17 protein-coding genes and 1 pseudogene are annotated in these 15,120 nt (G+C 47.4%); 2 read left to right on the forward strand and 16 right to left on the reverse strand.

Translation table 11 applies throughout. From position 1 onward, the window contains the following. Together B9J84_RS07075 and B9J84_RS07080 are read left to right on the forward strand one after the other, a co-directional pair. Nucleotides 1–293: LysR substrate-binding domain-containing protein (locus tag B9J84_RS07075; protein ID WP_404206512.1), on the forward strand; the 293-nt coding region annotated here is incomplete at its 5' end. A gap of 233 nt (nt 294–526) precedes the next feature. Next, nucleotides 527–910, forward strand: a complete 384-nt coding sequence (locus B9J84_RS07080) for a DMT family protein (RefSeq protein WP_017045134.1) — start codon at nt 527–529, stop codon at nt 908–910. A 102-nt stretch (nt 911–1,012) separates the two neighbouring features. Here the strand turns inward: B9J84_RS07080 and B9J84_RS07085 are convergent, their stop codons facing one another. The 16 genes and pseudogenes from B9J84_RS07085 to B9J84_RS07160 all read right to left on the reverse strand — a co-directional run. Beyond that, entirely contained in the window at nt 1,013–2,242 is a 1,230-nt protein-coding gene (locus tag B9J84_RS07085) for a beta-ketoacyl-ACP synthase (RefSeq protein WP_094123842.1), read from the reverse strand. Further along, the gene (locus B9J84_RS07090) at nt 2,239–2,964 is read right to left on the reverse strand and encodes a 3-ketoacyl-ACP reductase FabG2 (RefSeq protein WP_017045136.1); all 726 of its coding nucleotides are present in this window, start codon (nt 2,962–2,964) and stop codon (nt 2,239–2,241) included. The genes B9J84_RS07085 and B9J84_RS07090 overlap by 4 nt, the downstream gene beginning before the upstream one ends. Next, nucleotides 2,961–3,425, reverse strand: a complete 465-nt coding sequence (locus B9J84_RS07095) for a hotdog family protein (protein ID WP_094123843.1) — start codon at nt 3,423–3,425, stop codon at nt 2,961–2,963. The genes B9J84_RS07090 and B9J84_RS07095 overlap by 4 nt, the downstream gene beginning before the upstream one ends. Further along, nucleotides 3,403–4,638, reverse strand: a complete 1,236-nt coding sequence (locus tag B9J84_RS07100; protein WP_094123844.1) for a beta-ketoacyl-[acyl-carrier-protein] synthase family protein — start codon at nt 4,636–4,638, stop codon at nt 3,403–3,405. The genes B9J84_RS07095 and B9J84_RS07100 overlap by 23 nt, the downstream gene beginning before the upstream one ends. A gap of 9 nt (nt 4,639–4,647) precedes the next feature. Further along, on the reverse strand, nt 4,648–5,268 hold the full coding sequence (locus B9J84_RS07105; RefSeq protein WP_094123845.1) for a DUF3261 domain-containing protein: 621 nt from the start codon (nt 5,266–5,268) through the stop codon (nt 4,648–4,650). Continuing rightward, nucleotides 5,265–7,613 (reverse strand): MMPL family transporter, encoded by a 2,349-nt coding sequence (locus B9J84_RS07110; RefSeq protein ID WP_094123846.1) that lies wholly within the window; start codon nt 7,611–7,613, stop codon nt 5,265–5,267. The genes B9J84_RS07105 and B9J84_RS07110 overlap by 4 nt, the downstream gene beginning before the upstream one ends. After that, a complete protein-coding gene (locus tag B9J84_RS07115; protein WP_017045141.1) occupies nt 7,585–8,196 on the reverse strand; it encodes an outer membrane lipoprotein carrier protein LolA in 612 nt (203 codons plus the stop codon). Before B9J84_RS07115 ends, B9J84_RS07110 begins: the two co-directional genes overlap by 29 nt. Further along, complete coding sequence (locus B9J84_RS07120; RefSeq protein WP_017050416.1) at nt 8,193–8,633, reverse strand: thioesterase family protein; 441 nt, start codon at nt 8,631–8,633, stop codon at nt 8,193–8,195. The genes B9J84_RS07115 and B9J84_RS07120 overlap by 4 nt, the downstream gene beginning before the upstream one ends. 8 nt (nt 8,634–8,641) lie before the next feature. After that, nucleotides 8,642–10,186 (reverse strand): histidine ammonia-lyase, encoded by a 1,545-nt coding sequence (gene hutH, locus B9J84_RS07125; protein ID WP_013856481.1) that lies wholly within the window; start codon nt 10,184–10,186, stop codon nt 8,642–8,644. Beyond that, complete coding sequence (locus B9J84_RS07130; protein ID WP_094123847.1) at nt 10,167–11,897, reverse strand: glycosyltransferase; 1,731 nt, start codon at nt 11,895–11,897, stop codon at nt 10,167–10,169. The genes hutH and B9J84_RS07130 overlap by 20 nt, the downstream gene beginning before the upstream one ends. Further along, the gene (locus B9J84_RS07135) at nt 11,881–12,249 is read right to left on the reverse strand and encodes a hypothetical protein (RefSeq protein WP_064625607.1); all 369 of its coding nucleotides are present in this window, start codon (nt 12,247–12,249) and stop codon (nt 11,881–11,883) included. The genes B9J84_RS07130 and B9J84_RS07135 overlap by 17 nt, the downstream gene beginning before the upstream one ends. A 22-nt stretch (nt 12,250–12,271) precedes the next feature. Next, a complete protein-coding gene (locus B9J84_RS07140) occupies nt 12,272–13,657 on the reverse strand; it encodes an AMP-binding protein (protein WP_094123848.1) in 1,386 nt (461 codons plus the stop codon). A 7-nt stretch (nt 13,658–13,664) separates the two neighbouring features. Next, nucleotides 13,665–14,222, reverse strand: coding sequence for a septation protein IspZ (locus B9J84_RS07145; protein ID WP_094123849.1), 558 nt, complete (start codon nt 14,220–14,222; stop codon nt 13,665–13,667). Next, on the reverse strand, nt 14,222–14,479 hold the full coding sequence (locus B9J84_RS07150) for an acyl carrier protein (protein ID WP_013856486.1): 258 nt from the start codon (nt 14,477–14,479) through the stop codon (nt 14,222–14,224). Before B9J84_RS07150 ends, B9J84_RS07145 begins: the two co-directional genes overlap by 1 nt. A gap of 15 nt (nt 14,480–14,494) precedes the next feature. After that, on the reverse strand, nt 14,495–14,755 hold the full coding sequence (locus tag B9J84_RS07155) for a phosphopantetheine-binding protein (RefSeq protein ID WP_019282451.1): 261 nt from the start codon (nt 14,753–14,755) through the stop codon (nt 14,495–14,497). Between the two features lie 191 nt (nt 14,756–14,946). Further along, nucleotides 14,947–15,120 (reverse strand): annotated as a pseudogene (locus B9J84_RS07160) (1-acyl-sn-glycerol-3-phosphate acyltransferase); the annotation flags it as partial.

The raw sequence follows: 15,120 nt of genomic DNA on the forward strand, positions 1-15,120 counted from the left end.
AAAAACATTCGAGTAAAGAGTTAATAAAGAAGGATTACAGTGATGTCATTGAAGTTGACAATACGTCTATTCTAATGAATTTTGTTTCTAGAGGCGTAGGTGTGGGTGTTATTCCAAATTATCTCATGAAAGGTAGCTACATAAACAACATCCATGTTATCGAAACTTTCGATACGGAAAGATCGATCTATATTGCCTACCCTTACCAAAATCCACTCCCGAGAAAGCTAGCCGAAATATCAGCTTTTATTAGAGCAGAACTGGATAGTATTTTGAATAAACCATCCTTTTAGTTAGGCTGATCTTTCGGGAGAAAATATATCGTTAATTTCCATTAACAGAATGTGTATGAGTATTAACTTTGAGTGATAGTGGCAAAACCAAGTCAGTTGTTGTGTTGGCTGAATTGGTTCGTATTCTGGGCAGCTTAGCGCTCATCAATAATATTGACGAAGGGAAACGTTGAGCGCAGACTCTGCTCGTTTGTGAGTTCAGTTCGTGTTTGATTATTTTGGAGTTTGTCTTAATGTTCACCCTTCCTCCCGTCGTGATGACTATTGGGCTTTTGTTGATCAGCAACGTATTTATGACCTTTGCTTGGTACGCTCACTTAAAAGATCTCAGCCACAAACCGTGGATTATTGCAGCGTTGGTCAGTTGGGGAATTGCCCTGTTTGAATATCTCTTCCAAGTACCCGCTAACCGGATTGGCTATACGGTATTAAACCTTGGCCAATTGAAAATATTGCAAGAAGTGATCACCTTATCGGTATTTGTGCCTTTTGCATTGATCTACATGAAAGAGCCTTTCAGGCTTGATTTTGTGTGGGCAGGGCTCTGTTTGCTTGGCGCGGTGTTTTTTATTTTCAGACCGCAAATCCTCGAAGTACTTGCGAAAAGTATTGGCTGATTGCTGGTGAGTATTTGGCAGGCGACCAATATTTAAGAGGCAAATGCCGGATAAATAAACTCGTAAAAAAAGACGTTGTGTGGGCAACGGCTTTTTATGGGATTATTCGCTGAATTTCTTAAAAATAATCGAGGTGTTGATGCCACCAAAAGCAAAGTTATTGCTCATTAGATATTGCGCATCCAGCTCACGTCCTGTGCCTGTAATGTAATCAAGATCGCCACATTGCGGGTCGATGTTATCTAGGTTAAGGGTTGGATTAAACCAACCGCTGCGCATCATTTCTAAACCCAACCAAGCTTCAACCGCACCACATGCGCCCAATGTGTGACCAAAATAACTTTTCAACGAGCTGATCGGCACTTTACCCAACGCGTTTGCGGTGGCGTGACTTTCGGCTATGTCTCCCCGGTCGGTCGCCGTGCCGTGAGCCGAAACATAGTCAATTTTATCTGCACTTAACTTGGCATCACGCAGCGCCATCTCCATGCAGATTTGCATGGTGTCCATTTGTGGTTGAGTGACATGGGCGGCATCGCAGTTGCTGGCAAAACCGATGATTTCTGCGTGAATGACGGCACCGCGTGCGATGGCGTGTTGATACTCTTCAAGCACTAAAGTTCCTGCACCTTCACCAATCACTAAACCATCACGCTGAATATCATACGGGCGGGGGGTGGTTTTTGGCTGGTCGTTTTTGAGGCTAGTGGCAAATAAGGTATCAAATACGGCCGATTCGGTAGGGCAGAGCTCTTCACCACCGCCCGCCACCATTACGGTTTGGTAGCCGTGTTTGATCGCTTCGTACGCGTAACCGATGGCTTGGCTACCAGACGTGCAGGCGCTACTGGTTGGAATGACGCGGCCTTTGAGCCCGAAAAATAGGCCTACGTTCACCGCGGCAGTGTGAGGCATCATCTGCACATAAGTGGTGGCGGTAATGGCTCGAGTGGTTTTTTCGTTGAGCATGACACCAAACGCACCGATGGCATCGGTACTGCCTGTTGATGAACCATAAGCGATACCGGTTTGGCCATTCGTCAGCACTTCATGACCAATTAAGCCTGCTTGCAGCAGCGCATTTTCGGTGGCAACGGTCGCCAGTTGTGACACGCGGCCCATACCTCGGACTTGCTTACGTTTGTAGTGGCTAGGCAGTGTAAAGCCCATTATTGGCGCGGCGAGTTTAGTGTTTAAACCCTCATACTGCTCATAGGAGGGCATATATTGAGTGGCATTTTCACAAGCTCTGAGTTTTGGCTCAATACTGGACCAGTCATTACCAAAAGCAGTCACGCCGGACATGCCTGTAACGACAACGCGGCGGGTCATACTAAGCCTCCATTAACCGAGATAACTTGGCGAGTGACATAAGCAGCAATATCAGACATTAAATAGCTCACAAGGCCTGCAACTTCTTCAGGTTCACCCATGCGGCGTAAAGGAACTTGTGGCAGTGCGTGCTCTTTGACGTGCTCATCCACCATGCCTGTATCGATTAAACCTGGAGCAACACAGTTGACGGTGATTTTGCGCTTAGCCAGTTCAAGCGCGAGCGATTTGGTCGCGCCAATCACGCCAGCTTTAGCGGCGCTGTAATTGGTTTGGCCCCGGTTGCCTGTGATGCCCGACACCGATGCTAAAGTCACAATGCGCCCACCTTGGCGTTTTTGCACCATTGGCATCACACAAGGGTGGAGGACGTTATAAAAGCTGTCTAAATTGGTGTGAATTACACCATCCCATTCTTGTTCTGTCATGGCAGGAAACGCTGTGTCACGAGTAATGCCCGCGTTATTGACCACGCCGTAATAAGCGCCATGTAGAGCAATATCGGCTTCTAATACTTCGCGACACTGAGCTCGGTTGCTGATGTCAAATTGAATCAGTCGGCCTGAACCACCGTTTTGCTCGATGGTCGCTAGTGTTTGCAGGGCACCTTGCTGGTCGCCCATGTAATGGACGGCAATGGCAAAACCATCTTTGGCGAGCGCAATCGCAATCGCTTTGCCTATGCCTTTACTCGCACCAGTCACTAATACGTGTCGGGTCATGCTTGACTCCTCATTTTCATTTCTTCTAATTTTTGTTCTGATGGCACATACACATTTAATTGGCATTCGGCCAAAAGCTGGTGTTGGTGCTCGATTCTTGTCTTAAACACAGCCATGCCATTGTCTTGCATTAGCTGTTCAGCGTAGATATCGAGCGTTTGCCCTTTCAGGAATGCATCGCACCGCGCTCGATAACGGCGACTGCCGAGCAGAAAGCCAATCGGCGGTTGAATGCCTTGGACAAGTGAGTGATACCCAGACCACGCGGCAATGGCTTGTGCCATAAACTCGATACCGACATAGGCCGGTATGCTTTGTGTCGCCGGGTCAAAAAACAGGTGGTGCGATTCAATATCCACTTGGCAGTGGATAGATTCGCTCTGTACCTCAAGCGCGCGGTCAATCAAAATCATCGGCGCTTGATGAGGCAGCAGTTGATCAATTGCAGGAAGCTTTGTCATTAACGTAACCAAAAATGAGGCTAATATTGTTGCCACCAAAAGCAAAGGAGTTGCTTAAAATGGCCTTGTTTTCTAAATATTGAGTGGTTTCCACTAGCGTAATATCGATGTCTGGCGCTTTGTTAGCACAGCGCTGAATGGGCAAAGGCAATTGGTATTGCAGTATGTGCCAAGCAATGGCGGCTTCGGTTGCACTGGCCGCGCCGAGCGTGTGTCCAGTGAGTGGTTTGGTTGAACTCACCGCAACGTGCTGGCCAAAAACGCGGGAAATCGCTTTACTTTCCATGCTATCATTGAGCGGTGTTGCGGTGCCGTGAGCGTTGATATAGCCGATATCACTGGCGGTTAATTTGGCATCTTGCAGCGCGTTACGCATTGCCTGTTCTGCACCGTTTCCATCTGGGTGGGGTGCAGAAATATGGTAAGCATCGGAGCTGTCGCCTGCACCCAATAGCGCAATAGTATGAGTGTGTTGCTGAGACGGCGTTTTACCCAACAGCATAAAAGCGGCAGATTCACCAATGTTGATGCCATCGCGCTGTGCATCAAACGGTTTACATAAACGTTGAGACAGCGCCTCTAAACCGTTAAAACCATTGAGTGTTAAGCGGCACAAAGTATCGGCACCACCGACAATCACCGCATCAACCAACCCAGCATTAAGCATTCTTTTTGCGGTGATAAAGACGCGGCCACTGGACGAACAGGCGGTCGAAATGGCGTAGCAGGGGCCGCTTATTGAAAAATAGCGCGCGATAAAATCACTGCAATTGCCTAATTCCTGTTTGTAGTAGTGGTAGTCGCTTGGGAATTCGCCCTGCTCTAACTTGTGGGTGAGTGCGTTTTCGCCATCAGCAATGCCGGACGTGCTCGTGCCAACCACCACTGCGATGCGATCTGCACCATAGGTGGCAATCGCGTGGCGGACACTTGGTTCGATTTGTTGCAGTGCCGATAAAGCCAGTTGGTTGTTACGCGTATTGAACGCACTTAGATGTGCTGGGATTTCTGGTAGTGGCTCACTCACTCGGCCTACGATGGTTGCGGTGCCAGTATTGAGCGACGTGCCGTCAGCCACCATGTTGTCACAATAGCCCTGAGCTAAACTTTGGTGAATGTGCGACGAGTCACTCCCCATCGCGCAGTGAAAACCGCAGTCTTGGACATAAATAGGTGAGCGAGAATCAATAGGAGAAGTCGTGGATGAGTTCATGATAGCTATCTACGGTTGTGTGGGCGGCAAAGGGTGCTGGGCACTGAGCGTTGTAATCGTAATGGTGTAATTCAATAATTGATTGTGGAAGCGAATATCGCCCTTCATCGAGAAGGGATGTTGATAATCAATAACAATCACTGTTTCACCCAGTTCATTGATGAGTGTTCGTCTATTCTCATCATCAATGATTTGCCACTTTACCTTATTTAACGAGGCTTCCCAAGCATTTCGCGGCCAGAGCGTGATCATCAGGTTAAAGAGTATCTGTTCGGGCTTCGGCAAGGTGTTTTCCAAGCCATTGAGCACGCTGGTCTCAATAGTATCTTGCTGATAATTGAGCGATAAAATCCTCGTTCCCCAAGATGAAAACCCTGCCAGCACAATCTTGTCATCGGTCACCTGCAACTGGACCGGAAGCTGTTGGTTGTGCTGGCCGTTATCATCTTGCCAATGGGCGCTGATCAACTGACTTGCCGTGACTTGGTACCCAAGTTGCGCAGGTTTGGGCAGAGTAACGAATGTGTTGGGGCTAATTTCTACCTGTGTGGAGGCTTGGTTTGGCACTAAAGAGCAGCCAGACAACATCAGTAACAGCAAGGGCAGCGCACGGCGTATTCTCAACATCATAGTTTTTCCTCATGCGCTTTCATGGCGGCAGGTTGTGATTTGATCGCCATTGGTGAAAGCAACCAAGCAACGAAAATGCCGCTCAGTACCGTCAAACCAAAACTGTGGATGGCGTGAGTTTGGCTAAGAGCAAGCAGACCAAACGAGAGCAAAGTCGTTAGTGCCGAAAGGGTTATGGCAAGCAAGGTACTGTGACTGCGGGCTTGTTCGGCAAAAAAGAGCGTGTAATCAATACCGATACCTATCACTAATACCAGTGCTAATAGATTGAATAAATTGAGCGTAGAGCCTGTTGCGACGGTGACGGCTAACCCAGCGATGCAAGCAATAAGCGAAGGTAACATAATGCGAATGCTGTGTTTCACGCCGTAGCGCCAAATAGTGAGAGCGCTGATCAAGGTAAGAGCCAGCGCAATTAACTCCATCACTTTAAGGCGATACTGCCCAAACAGGGTTGAGATCTCTTCGGTTTTATTCAAATAGGCGTAGTCGCTATTTTGCGCCGCAAACTGCTTAATTACTGCTGCTTGGTAAACCTCTTTCAACAGCACTACCGCCGCCACTTTTTGCTCAACTTCACCTAAATAAAGAAATCGCAGCGGCTGGGAAACATCATGGGCTAAATAATGCGCCAGTGTCATGGACAAAAATGACGCTTCCAGTTTAGGAGTCGAAGATAGTTTCAGCGTGTGAGCCAGTACTGCGCCTTGGTTTGCGTACAGTGCTTCAACCAGTGCGTAGTTTTCTTGCTGACGCTTAAGCGAGCTGATGTTTTGGCTTAAACTTTGGTAGCCAGAAAGTACGCCTTGTTGTTGCCATTGTGAAAATTGCGTATCTAATTTTTCTAACTGCTGCATTAATGCTTCATCATCGTTGGCACTGACGACCAACATTTGCTGTGATGATTGGATACCAGTCAAGGCGCTGATTTGCAGCTCTTGCTGTTTCAAGTCGCTAGGCATGGCTTGTAATTGTCGAATGTCATCGTTGTAGTGCACTTGCGTCAGGGCAAGACTGCTGATGATCAATAACGCCGTGGGTAGGCCCCATTTAACCCATGGCTTTTGCCAAAGCGCAAACCATAAAGACCAATAAGTGATGCCGGGAAGCGTTCTCGATGAACTTGGTTTTTTGGCCAACATCGGATACCAAGCCACGACCGTCGCGTAAGCGGCAACGAGACCTAAGGCGGAAAATAGCGCTAGCTGTTGTAAGCCGGGGAAAGGGGCGACCAGTAGACCGAGATAGCCAATTAAACTGGTGATTAACCCTAAGGTAATGGCCGTCAGAATATGCTTTAGTCCTTGCACGCTGTCCCATTGTTCATTTGCGGCAAGGCGATCGGTCAGGTAGTGAAAGGCGTAGTCGATTGAAACGCCAATCAGGCTGGCCCCAAACACTAAGCTAAACAGATGGATCTGACCAAAAAACGCGGTGGTGATCACCATGGCAACCACTAACCCAACGGATACCGAGAGCAGTGCCAACAGTAAAGGCATGGCACTGCGAAAAACCAGCATCACCAACAGCACAATGCCGAGTAATGAGAAAAGGCCAATAGTGCTGATTTCTGACTTGGCACTTTGAGTACCAAAATCGGCGTAAAATAAAACACCAGTGTGATAAATGTCCGCACTAAATTGTTGCTTGATGCGTTGTTGCCATTGAGCAATATCGGGCACCACTTGTTGCGCTTTGACACTGTATGGTGAGTCGTTGAGCTGCGCGGTGATCAGCACGTATTTTTGGCCTTGATACTCGCGGGTTAAGTATCCATCTTGCAAACGAAAATGAGACGATAGCTGGCTAAGTTGCGCTAAGTAGTCGCGAAATAGCAGAAAAGGGTCATGACTGAGCTCTTGCCCTGTTACCCCAGAAAAAGGGTTATATAGGGCTTGCACCACGGTTTGCACTTGTTGTTCGGGATGTTGACTGAGCTGATTGCGTTGCTCGCTGGTGAGCAGTTGTGCTCGATGTTGAAAGTAGTAACTGGCCCAAGTGCTCTGTTGAGTGGCATCGATTTTTCCAACCACATCCTTGAAATAGCCACTCTGCTTGAGCTCGCTTTCTAGCGCTGTAACGGATTTGAGTCGGTCAGCCTCATTGGGCGCAGTGACAATAAAGACCACCTTATCGCTCATACTGGCAGTGACTTTTTCAAACGCTTGCTCGGCGAGCACACTTTGCTGGTTGACCGGCAGTAGCTTAAGGATATCTGTCTCGATCGGTGAGGCTGCTGAAAAGAACCACTGCTTGAGTAGTAAGCCAAGACAAAGGGTCACAAAAGCCAACCAGAACAATGCCAGCCGGTTCGATTTAGAAGTTAAACTGTGCTTGCTCAGCATGGGTTAAACGCTCTGGCTGGTGGTTTTGGTTAGTAAACTGAATCTCGGTTTTGTCGCCTCGTACTTCTTGCAGGATCAAACCATCAATGTCATCTCGCCCCGTTAATGTTATCGAGGTAAACACCGAGCTCAGTGGCGCATTTCTCGGCGTTAAATTTAACTGCCACTGACCATCTTCGCTGTGCAGCGTCATCGTAAATTGTTCATTCAATTGCTGCGTGTCACCATGAAATACCGACAAAAAGAGATGGCTGAAATAAAACGCCATTGGGTTCTCTTTTTCGGTAATCACCTGTGGTGGTTGGTTAGCAAAAGTTTGGCGAAGCTTGTCTTGAGTTAGTACCAAATTAACTGGAAATGGTGAGTATTGTTGCCAAAGTAAGCCATTTTGTTTATCGAGCAAGAATTTCCCGGCTGACGACAATGGTTGTTCGAACATCTCAATATGGCGGAGTTGAGTAAACTCTCCGCGTACGATCTGGTGTTTCGCCAACTGCGCTTGCAGTGAAGCAAGGTCGGTCACCTGTGCCCAGAGTAGGGGCGAGAATAGAGCTAAAGTTAGCCAGAGAAAACGGCGCATCATAATTTCCCATAGGTATGCCAGTGCTGCACTTTGTCGGTAAATAGCGTTGGTGAAGCGAAACACATCTCTTGCGTGTCGATGCGAACCGCTACTTGAGTGGTGTGCGCTTTACACATTCGTTGCCCGGTCTGGCTATCAAAAATCATGTAGTCAACACGCAAGCGATTTTCCCATTCTGTCAAGGTCGCTTTGACACGAATCGTATGGTTGAACGGGATCGCTTTCACGTACTTCACGTGGGTATCAATCACCGGCCATAGGTAGCCCGACTGAGTCATCGCGTGATAGCTGTAATCAATTTTTTCCATCAGCACGCGGCGTGCTTCTTCAAAAAAACGAAAATAGTTGCCGTGGTAGATAACGCCCATTGGGTCGGCATCTTGAAACGAGGTGACTAAAGTCACCTCACTTTCCAATGGATGAAGTACATCGCTCATCGCGCTTCCTAGTAAAGTGTCCAGTGGCGTTGTTGAATGCGGCTAATAAAGTGGCGCAAATCATGTTCTAGCGGACGATCTTCCACCACAAAATCAAACTCTTGTAACACGGCTAAGCGCATCTGCTTGATATTGTGACTCATGTGTTGCTCATCCAGCTCATGATGACGTTTGCGCAATTCTATTGCTTGGGTCGCTGCCAACAGCGAGGCGGCCGCCACTTGTTCTGTCAGTTCAAGCACACGTAGACAATCACGCGCGGCAATGGTTCCCATGCTGACTTTGTCTTGGTTGTGACACTCAGTCGAACGTGAAAAAACGCTGGCAGGCATGGTATGTTTCAAGGCTTCGGCCGTCCACGCTGAAATGCCAATCTGCACGGCTTTAAAGCCGTGGTTGATCGGTTTTCTTTCGCCTTCTGCGCCAGTTAAGTTAAACGGCAAACCGTTGTTGAATTTGTAATCCATCAATTGCGCCATTTGGCGATCGAGCAAATCGGCTAGGTTAGCAACCTGTGTTTTTAAGGTATCCATTGCCATGGCAATGTGGCCGCCGTAAAAATGACCGCCGTGCAGTACGCGTTCATTATCGCCATCGATGATGGGGTTGTCGTTGGCACTGTTGAGCTCATTTTCAATCAGTTGACGTAGCCACGGCAGTGCATCTTGTACGGTGCCAATCACATGGGGTGCGCAGCGCAATGAATAGCGATCTTGCAGGCGATCACTGTTGCGAGGTGGGCGCTCTGCTTGTAAGTCATCGCGTAGCCATGCTGCGATTTGTTGCTGACCAGGATGCGGCTTGACGGCAAATAGTGCGGCATCAAAATGGAAGTCGTTACCCTGAATACCGACAGACACCATGGCGGTAATTTTGGTGCAGAGTTGAGTTAAATACTCGGCGCGTTTATAGGCTAAACAGGCCAAAGCAGTCATGACTGATGTGCCGTTCATCAGCGCTAATCCCTCTTTTGGTTTTAGCTTGATCGGGCGAATACCCAGTTCGTTAAACACATCTTGAGTTGGGCGCATCTCACCTTTATAAAGCACGTCGCGCTCACCAATCAGTGTGGCCGCGAGGTAGGAGAGTGGCGTTAAATCGCCGCTTGCCCCGACCGAACCTTCTTGTGGAATACGAGGGGCGATATCGTGGTTGATCAAGGTGACGATTTGGTTAAGCAGTTCATGGCTCACACCAGAGACACCTTGCGCTAGTGAACACAAGCGCGTTGCTAATACTGCGCGAGATTGCTGATGGCTTAATACCTCGCCTAAGCCACAGCCGTGAAAGCGAGTCAAATGCAGTGGTAATTGGTCTACTAGATTCGGCGGAATGGCAACGGTACATGAATCACCATAGCCGGTGGTTACGCCGTAAATCACGCCTTCTTCTTTTAAAAGTCGTTCTAGAAAAGCGACGCCGCGATCAATTTTAGCGGTGAATTCCGCTGAAGAATTGAGGTTGGCCTGCGCGCCTTGCGAAATCGCGACAACATCTTCAATGGTGAGGCGATCGACGCCAAAAGTTATGCGGTTATCTGTCTGAATCATCATGCTGCTGTTTACTTAGAGTCCAAAAGTTGAAAAAGTTATACCACTGCAGTGGAGCTTGCAGTGTGTAATGTTCCAGCCGATCAGCGTAGCGTTGTACTACCTGCGCTAGCGCCGCTTGTCGCTCTTTTCTCGGTAAATCTATGTTGTCGCTAAAGTGCTCGAAATAGACGTTAAAATGTGGAGTTTTAGAACGTTCATCTCTTAAGCCAAACAAAAGGTAGACGGGAGCTTTCAACACCGAGGCCAACATAAAAGGGCCTTGTGGAAACGGTGCGGGTTGGCCTAAAAAATCGGCCCATACGGCTCGGGTCTCTTTGCTGGTGGACGTTCTATCTCCGACGATCACCACCCATTCTCCTTGCTCTATTTTCTGTTGAAGCAAAATAGCGGTATCGGGGCCCAAACGGCTCACTTGGATGAGGTTCAGTTCTGAGTTGGGATTGATCGCTTTCATTACCGCATTGAAGCGTTCGGCGTGCTCGGTGAAGACTAACGCATTGATCTTAATATGAGAATGCCGACGTCCCAGAGCGCGGCACAGTTCAATATTTCCAAGGTGAGATCCTAAAAGAAGCACACCTTGTTTTCGTTCTGCTAAAGTTTGGAACGATTCTTGACCATGGATGGTCAAATTTTTTACCGAAAAATCGCCTTTCCATGCCGCCAATTTATCCAGCATAGTGTGGCCAAAAGAGAGCAGATGGTTATAGCTAGAGAGATGATTTGGCAGTGTGATTTGGCGACGGTTTGCGTAGCTTTGTAAGTGCTGTAAATATTGTTCAGAGGCTTGGCGAGCTTGTTTTCCGGTAAGGTAGTAATAGCTCATTACAAGTTTCAGCATCAGGTTAAAAATCGGTCGCCCGAGTAGGCTATATACCGCCAGTAACGCTTTAATACCCAGAACCGTTCCTCGTTCTTGACGCTTTGACCAGTGCGGGTTTGGCTCTGCACCACTTTTGTTGTGCCTGCTTTGGTTGCGTTTCAGCAGTTGAGGGATATGCGGTAACATGCCAAAAAATAATTTGCTGTGCATCCAACTGATTTTGACGTTATCCCACAGAGCATCAAAATGAGAGACGCCTCCTTCAGGATAAATGACGCGAGTTTCCACAAAATCGATATCGACCCCGTGCCAATACATGCGAACTAAGATTTCGATATCGAAATCCATGCGCGTGCCGATCTTATGGTTATTGAGCACCTCAACGGTGAGGTCTACAGGATACGCGCGAAAACCACACATACTGTCTTTGATCGTAAAGGATAGCGTTTCAATCCAAACCCAAATATGCGTTGCGTAACGGCCATATAAACGCGCTTTGGGTACGCTGTCATCGTAAATCGGCTGACCAGAAATTAGGTGGTTTGGATGTTGCTTTGACGCGGCCAGTAATTTAGGCAGCGCTTGTAAATCATGTTGGCCATCGGCATCAATTTGGATGACGTGGCTAAACCCCAACTGCTGCGCTTGGCGAATGCCAGCCATTACCGCGCCACCTTTTCCTTGGTTTTGTTCTAGGGTAATTAGGTGAACATGTGTTTGCTGGGCGACGTTGCTCAACGCCTGTTTTGTTTGCTGATTGCTGCCATCATCAACCAGTAAAATGGGAAGTTCAAATGCGCTGAGTGATGAGACCACTTCTGCTACTGTGCTGCCGTGGTTGTAGCACGGAATTAAAAAACAAGCTTGATAATCAGCCACAGATTTCACCCAACTTCATTTTTCCTGATGAGTGAATGATGTTTAAACCCTCACGCTGCGAACTATAACTAAACGCGAGTTTCTGTTTTTCCTCATCCCAACTTAATGCCAGTTGAACGGTCATGTCTGGCAAGATAGGTTCTTGGAATTTGATCACTTCCATACCTTGAAAGCTTGTGGGTACAGATAAGTATTCTCGTGCATAGCGCAGTGCCCAATCGATTTGGGTAACGCCTGGCAGCAATGGGAAATGCTCAAAGTGTCCTGAAAAATCAATAATGTCGGCGTCAACGCGCAGCGTCAAATTCACCGTGTGAGGCTGAGTTTCAGCACATAATAATGTGGGTGTTCTTTTGGCCATAATCTATTGGGCTTCGTTATTTTTATGGTTGGAATAGTGTTTCTAGTTCAGCAACAAGGCGCTTACCTTGGCTGTTGAGAGGGATCTCTTTTACCACTCTAAAGCGTCGAGGTACAGCAATAGGTTCTAACCATTGGCGCAGTTCAGAGCGCAGCAACAGCCAGAACTTCCCCTTTCCAAGTTGAGCTAATTTTTTAGTGCCGCTGGCTGACAGTACAATCGCTGAGATTAAGATCAAACGTTCACCGTCTTGCTGTGGTAACACGGCTGTTTCACTGATCCACGGCAGTTGTTCAATACGCTGCTCCACTTCAACCAGTGAGATCCGTTTTTCTTCGATTTTGATGATGCGATCGGTGCGACCTTTCAAGGTAAAGTGCTGCTGGTCGGAAAGCTCACATTCATCGGCTGTTTGATACCAATGATTTGGATCAATATGTGCAGAGCGCAAGGCTAAGCAGTGCTCGCTGTTAAGTCTTGCTTCAACAGTAGGAAAAAGCTGCCATTGCTGCGTTGCACTGTGCTGTTGCCGAAAAGCGATGCCGCCAGTTTCCGTACTGCCATACACTTCGATAGGTCGTTGCCCAAACAGGGTTTTTGCGTGACAAGAAGCAGAGTAGGGAAGCGGGCCACCGGAAGAAAACAGTGTGCGCATTGGGCTTGGCTGATGCTCTTGTGATAAGCGTTTCAATAGCGCAGGGCTACTAATCAGCACAGTGTCCGGATGCGCATGTGCGGTCACTTGTTCTGGAAATTCCAAGTTATGGCGGGCAAATGCTCGCCCTGCACACAGTGGCCATAACACACGAAATAGCAGCCCATAAATATGTTGATGAGAAACCGTACTTTCCACTTTTGCACCAATGAGCTGTTCACCCCAAAGCTGCTCTAAAATGGCGATTTCAGCTTCAAGCTGCCGCAGTGTTTTGATGATAGCCTTAGGCTGACCGCTGGAGCCTGACGTAAACAGCGTCACGGTTTGTGTCTCTAATGAAAGTGGTGCAAAACAAACGGCTTCATCGCGCATGTCGTTGGGTGGCGCTAAATGGTTAAGAGAGAGAGTTGGCGTAGAATTGGGTATTGTTATTGCCTCATCACACAGCAATAACTCAAAGTGTTGGCTCAGTTCTGCCAGTGCCGCAGGTTGATAATTACCGGGCAGAATTAATGATTTTTGCGTGTAACAGACGGCGAAAAAACCGACTGAGAACCGATAGCTATCGCCAGCACACAGTGCAATATGATGTTCATTTCGCGACGCTAATTGCCGGCTTAGTTGGCTGACATCGGCGACAAAGTTTGCCCAGTTAATGGTGTTATTGAGGTCAAAAGCAACACAATGCGAATCGTTTCTTGGTGAGGAGAGTAACGTTGCAAGCGAGCAAAAATCGGGGTTGCCGAAAGTCATAGCGTACCTAGCCTTTGCGAATCCTTTGCCTTACTAGCCATTCCGTTACAAAGAGGCTGCCAGCAAGGAGATAACTGATCAATCCGTTATACAACGTCCAGATCTCGATAGATTGGAAGCAGGTATAAAGTGCGATGGCTCCATTCATGATGAAGTAGAGGCACCACACTTTAGTGACCGTGCGTGTGTACTCAATGCCACTTTGAGGAAGTTCCGGCTCTTGCAGCCTCGCCAGCCGTTCAATCACTGTTTGCGGTTGTGTTAGGCTCAAGGCAAAAAGAGCCAAAAGACATACATTAACCACAACAGGATAAAACAGCAGCCAGCCATGTTGCTGAAAGAGCATCCCCAAAGCCACCAAAGTGATACCAACGAACCCACTAATCCAAGCCAGTTGCTTCAGTTCTTGAAGTTTGGCTTGCCAACCAGAAAGAATTCTTAAAGCAAAAATAGCGGCTAAGAAACCCCCTATAGCTTGCAAACCAAACTGATTAATTCCGAAGTAGACCGCGAGTGGGTAGGTAAGCAGGACGATTGCAGACAAAATCGTCAGCAATCGCCGCATTAGCTTTCCTTAACAAGTTCAATAACCGATTCCACCACATCATTGACGGTGCGAACGGTTTTAAACTCTTCAGGCTTGATTTTTTTGCCAGTCACTTTTTGTAAGTGAACGACAAGATCTACAGCATCAATACTGTCGAGATCGAGATCTTGATAAAGGTGAGCGTCTGGTTGAATATCGGCTTCATCAATTTCAAATAGTTCAACGAGAGCTTCTTTAACTTGATCAAATACTTGTTGTTGGTTTACTTCTGTCATAACGCTATCTATTTATTAGTGGCTAGTTTGAGATGAAATATAATTTGCTAAGTTTGCCACTGATGCAAAGTGTTGGCGAGTATTGGAGTCATCAGCGTCAATGACGATATTATACTTCTTTTTAATGGCCAAACCGAGCTCTAAAGCATCGATAGAATCTAAACCTAACCCATCACCAAAAAGTGGTGCGTCAGTTTCGATATCGTTAACTGAGATATCTTCAAGATTTAGTGCGTCGATAATGAGCTGTTTTATTTCTGTGTGTAGTATTTCCACTTCAACCTACTTATATAATGTTCTAGCCGTTTTGAACAAAACTTTGATATACACTTCCCCACTTAAAGTTGCAGCGGTGTTGGCTACGTTCGCTCACCCCAATCATATCGTTATCTATACGGATGGGGGACTTACTCACTTTCCGCTTCGCTGCAACTTGACGTTATGGGGCGATAACTTCAATAGTTTTGTCATTTCTGGTTATTGTTTTGGGGGAAAATCACCTCTGCAAGGTGGCGATTTAAACGTCGTGCTGCAGTGGTGGGGTTATCAGCACCTTCAATAAAAGGTGTGACGACAACTTTACCCTTTATCTCCACATGGAAAAAGGGTTTGGTTTTAGGAACTTGGTACCACTTTTGCTC

It is taken from the genome of Vibrio sp. V03_P4A6T147, from assembly GCF_002241085.1.
GTDB classification, from domain to species: Bacteria; Pseudomonadota; Gammaproteobacteria; order Enterobacterales; family Vibrionaceae; genus Vibrio; species Vibrio anguillarum.

Coding starts and splice junctions, on each gene's coding strand:
- B9J84_RS07105 (WP_094123845.1), bottom strand. CDS start 5,268: ATGATGTTGAGAATACGCCGTGCGCTGCCCTTGCTGTTACTGATGTTG.
- B9J84_RS07120 (WP_017050416.1), bottom strand. CDS start 8,633: ATGAGCGATGTACTTCATCCATTGGAAAGTGAGGTGACTTTAGTCACC.
- B9J84_RS07150 (WP_013856486.1), bottom strand. CDS start 14,479: ATGACAGAAGTAAACCAACAACAAGTATTTGATCAAGTTAAAGAAGCT.
- hutH (WP_013856481.1), bottom strand. CDS start 10,186: ATGATGATTCAGACAGATAACCGCATAACTTTTGGCGTCGATCGCCTC.
- B9J84_RS07135 (WP_064625607.1), bottom strand. CDS start 12,249: ATGGCCAAAAGAACACCCACATTATTATGTGCTGAAACTCAGCCTCAC.
- B9J84_RS07090 (WP_017045136.1), bottom strand. CDS start 2,964: ATGACCCGACACGTATTAGTGACTGGTGCGAGTAAAGGCATAGGCAAA.
- B9J84_RS07080 (WP_017045134.1), top strand. CDS start 527: ATGTTCACCCTTCCTCCCGTCGTGATGACTATTGGGCTTTTGTTGATC.
- B9J84_RS07145 (WP_094123849.1), bottom strand. CDS start 14,222: ATGCGGCGATTGCTGACGATTTTGTCTGCAATCGTCCTGCTTACCTAC.
- B9J84_RS07110 (WP_094123846.1), bottom strand. CDS start 7,613: ATGCTGAGCAAGCACAGTTTAACTTCTAAATCGAACCGGCTGGCATTG.
- B9J84_RS07085 (WP_094123842.1), bottom strand. CDS start 2,242: ATGACCCGCCGCGTTGTCGTTACAGGCATGTCCGGCGTGACTGCTTTT.
- B9J84_RS07100 (WP_094123844.1), bottom strand. CDS start 4,638: ATGAACTCATCCACGACTTCTCCTATTGATTCTCGCTCACCTATTTAT.
- B9J84_RS07115 (WP_017045141.1), bottom strand. CDS start 8,196: ATGATGCGCCGTTTTCTCTGGCTAACTTTAGCTCTATTCTCGCCCCTA.
- B9J84_RS07140 (WP_094123848.1), bottom strand. CDS start 13,657: ATGACTTTCGGCAACCCCGATTTTTGCTCGCTTGCAACGTTACTCTCC.
- B9J84_RS07095 (WP_094123843.1), bottom strand. CDS start 3,425: ATGACAAAGCTTCCTGCAATTGATCAACTGCTGCCTCATCAAGCGCCG.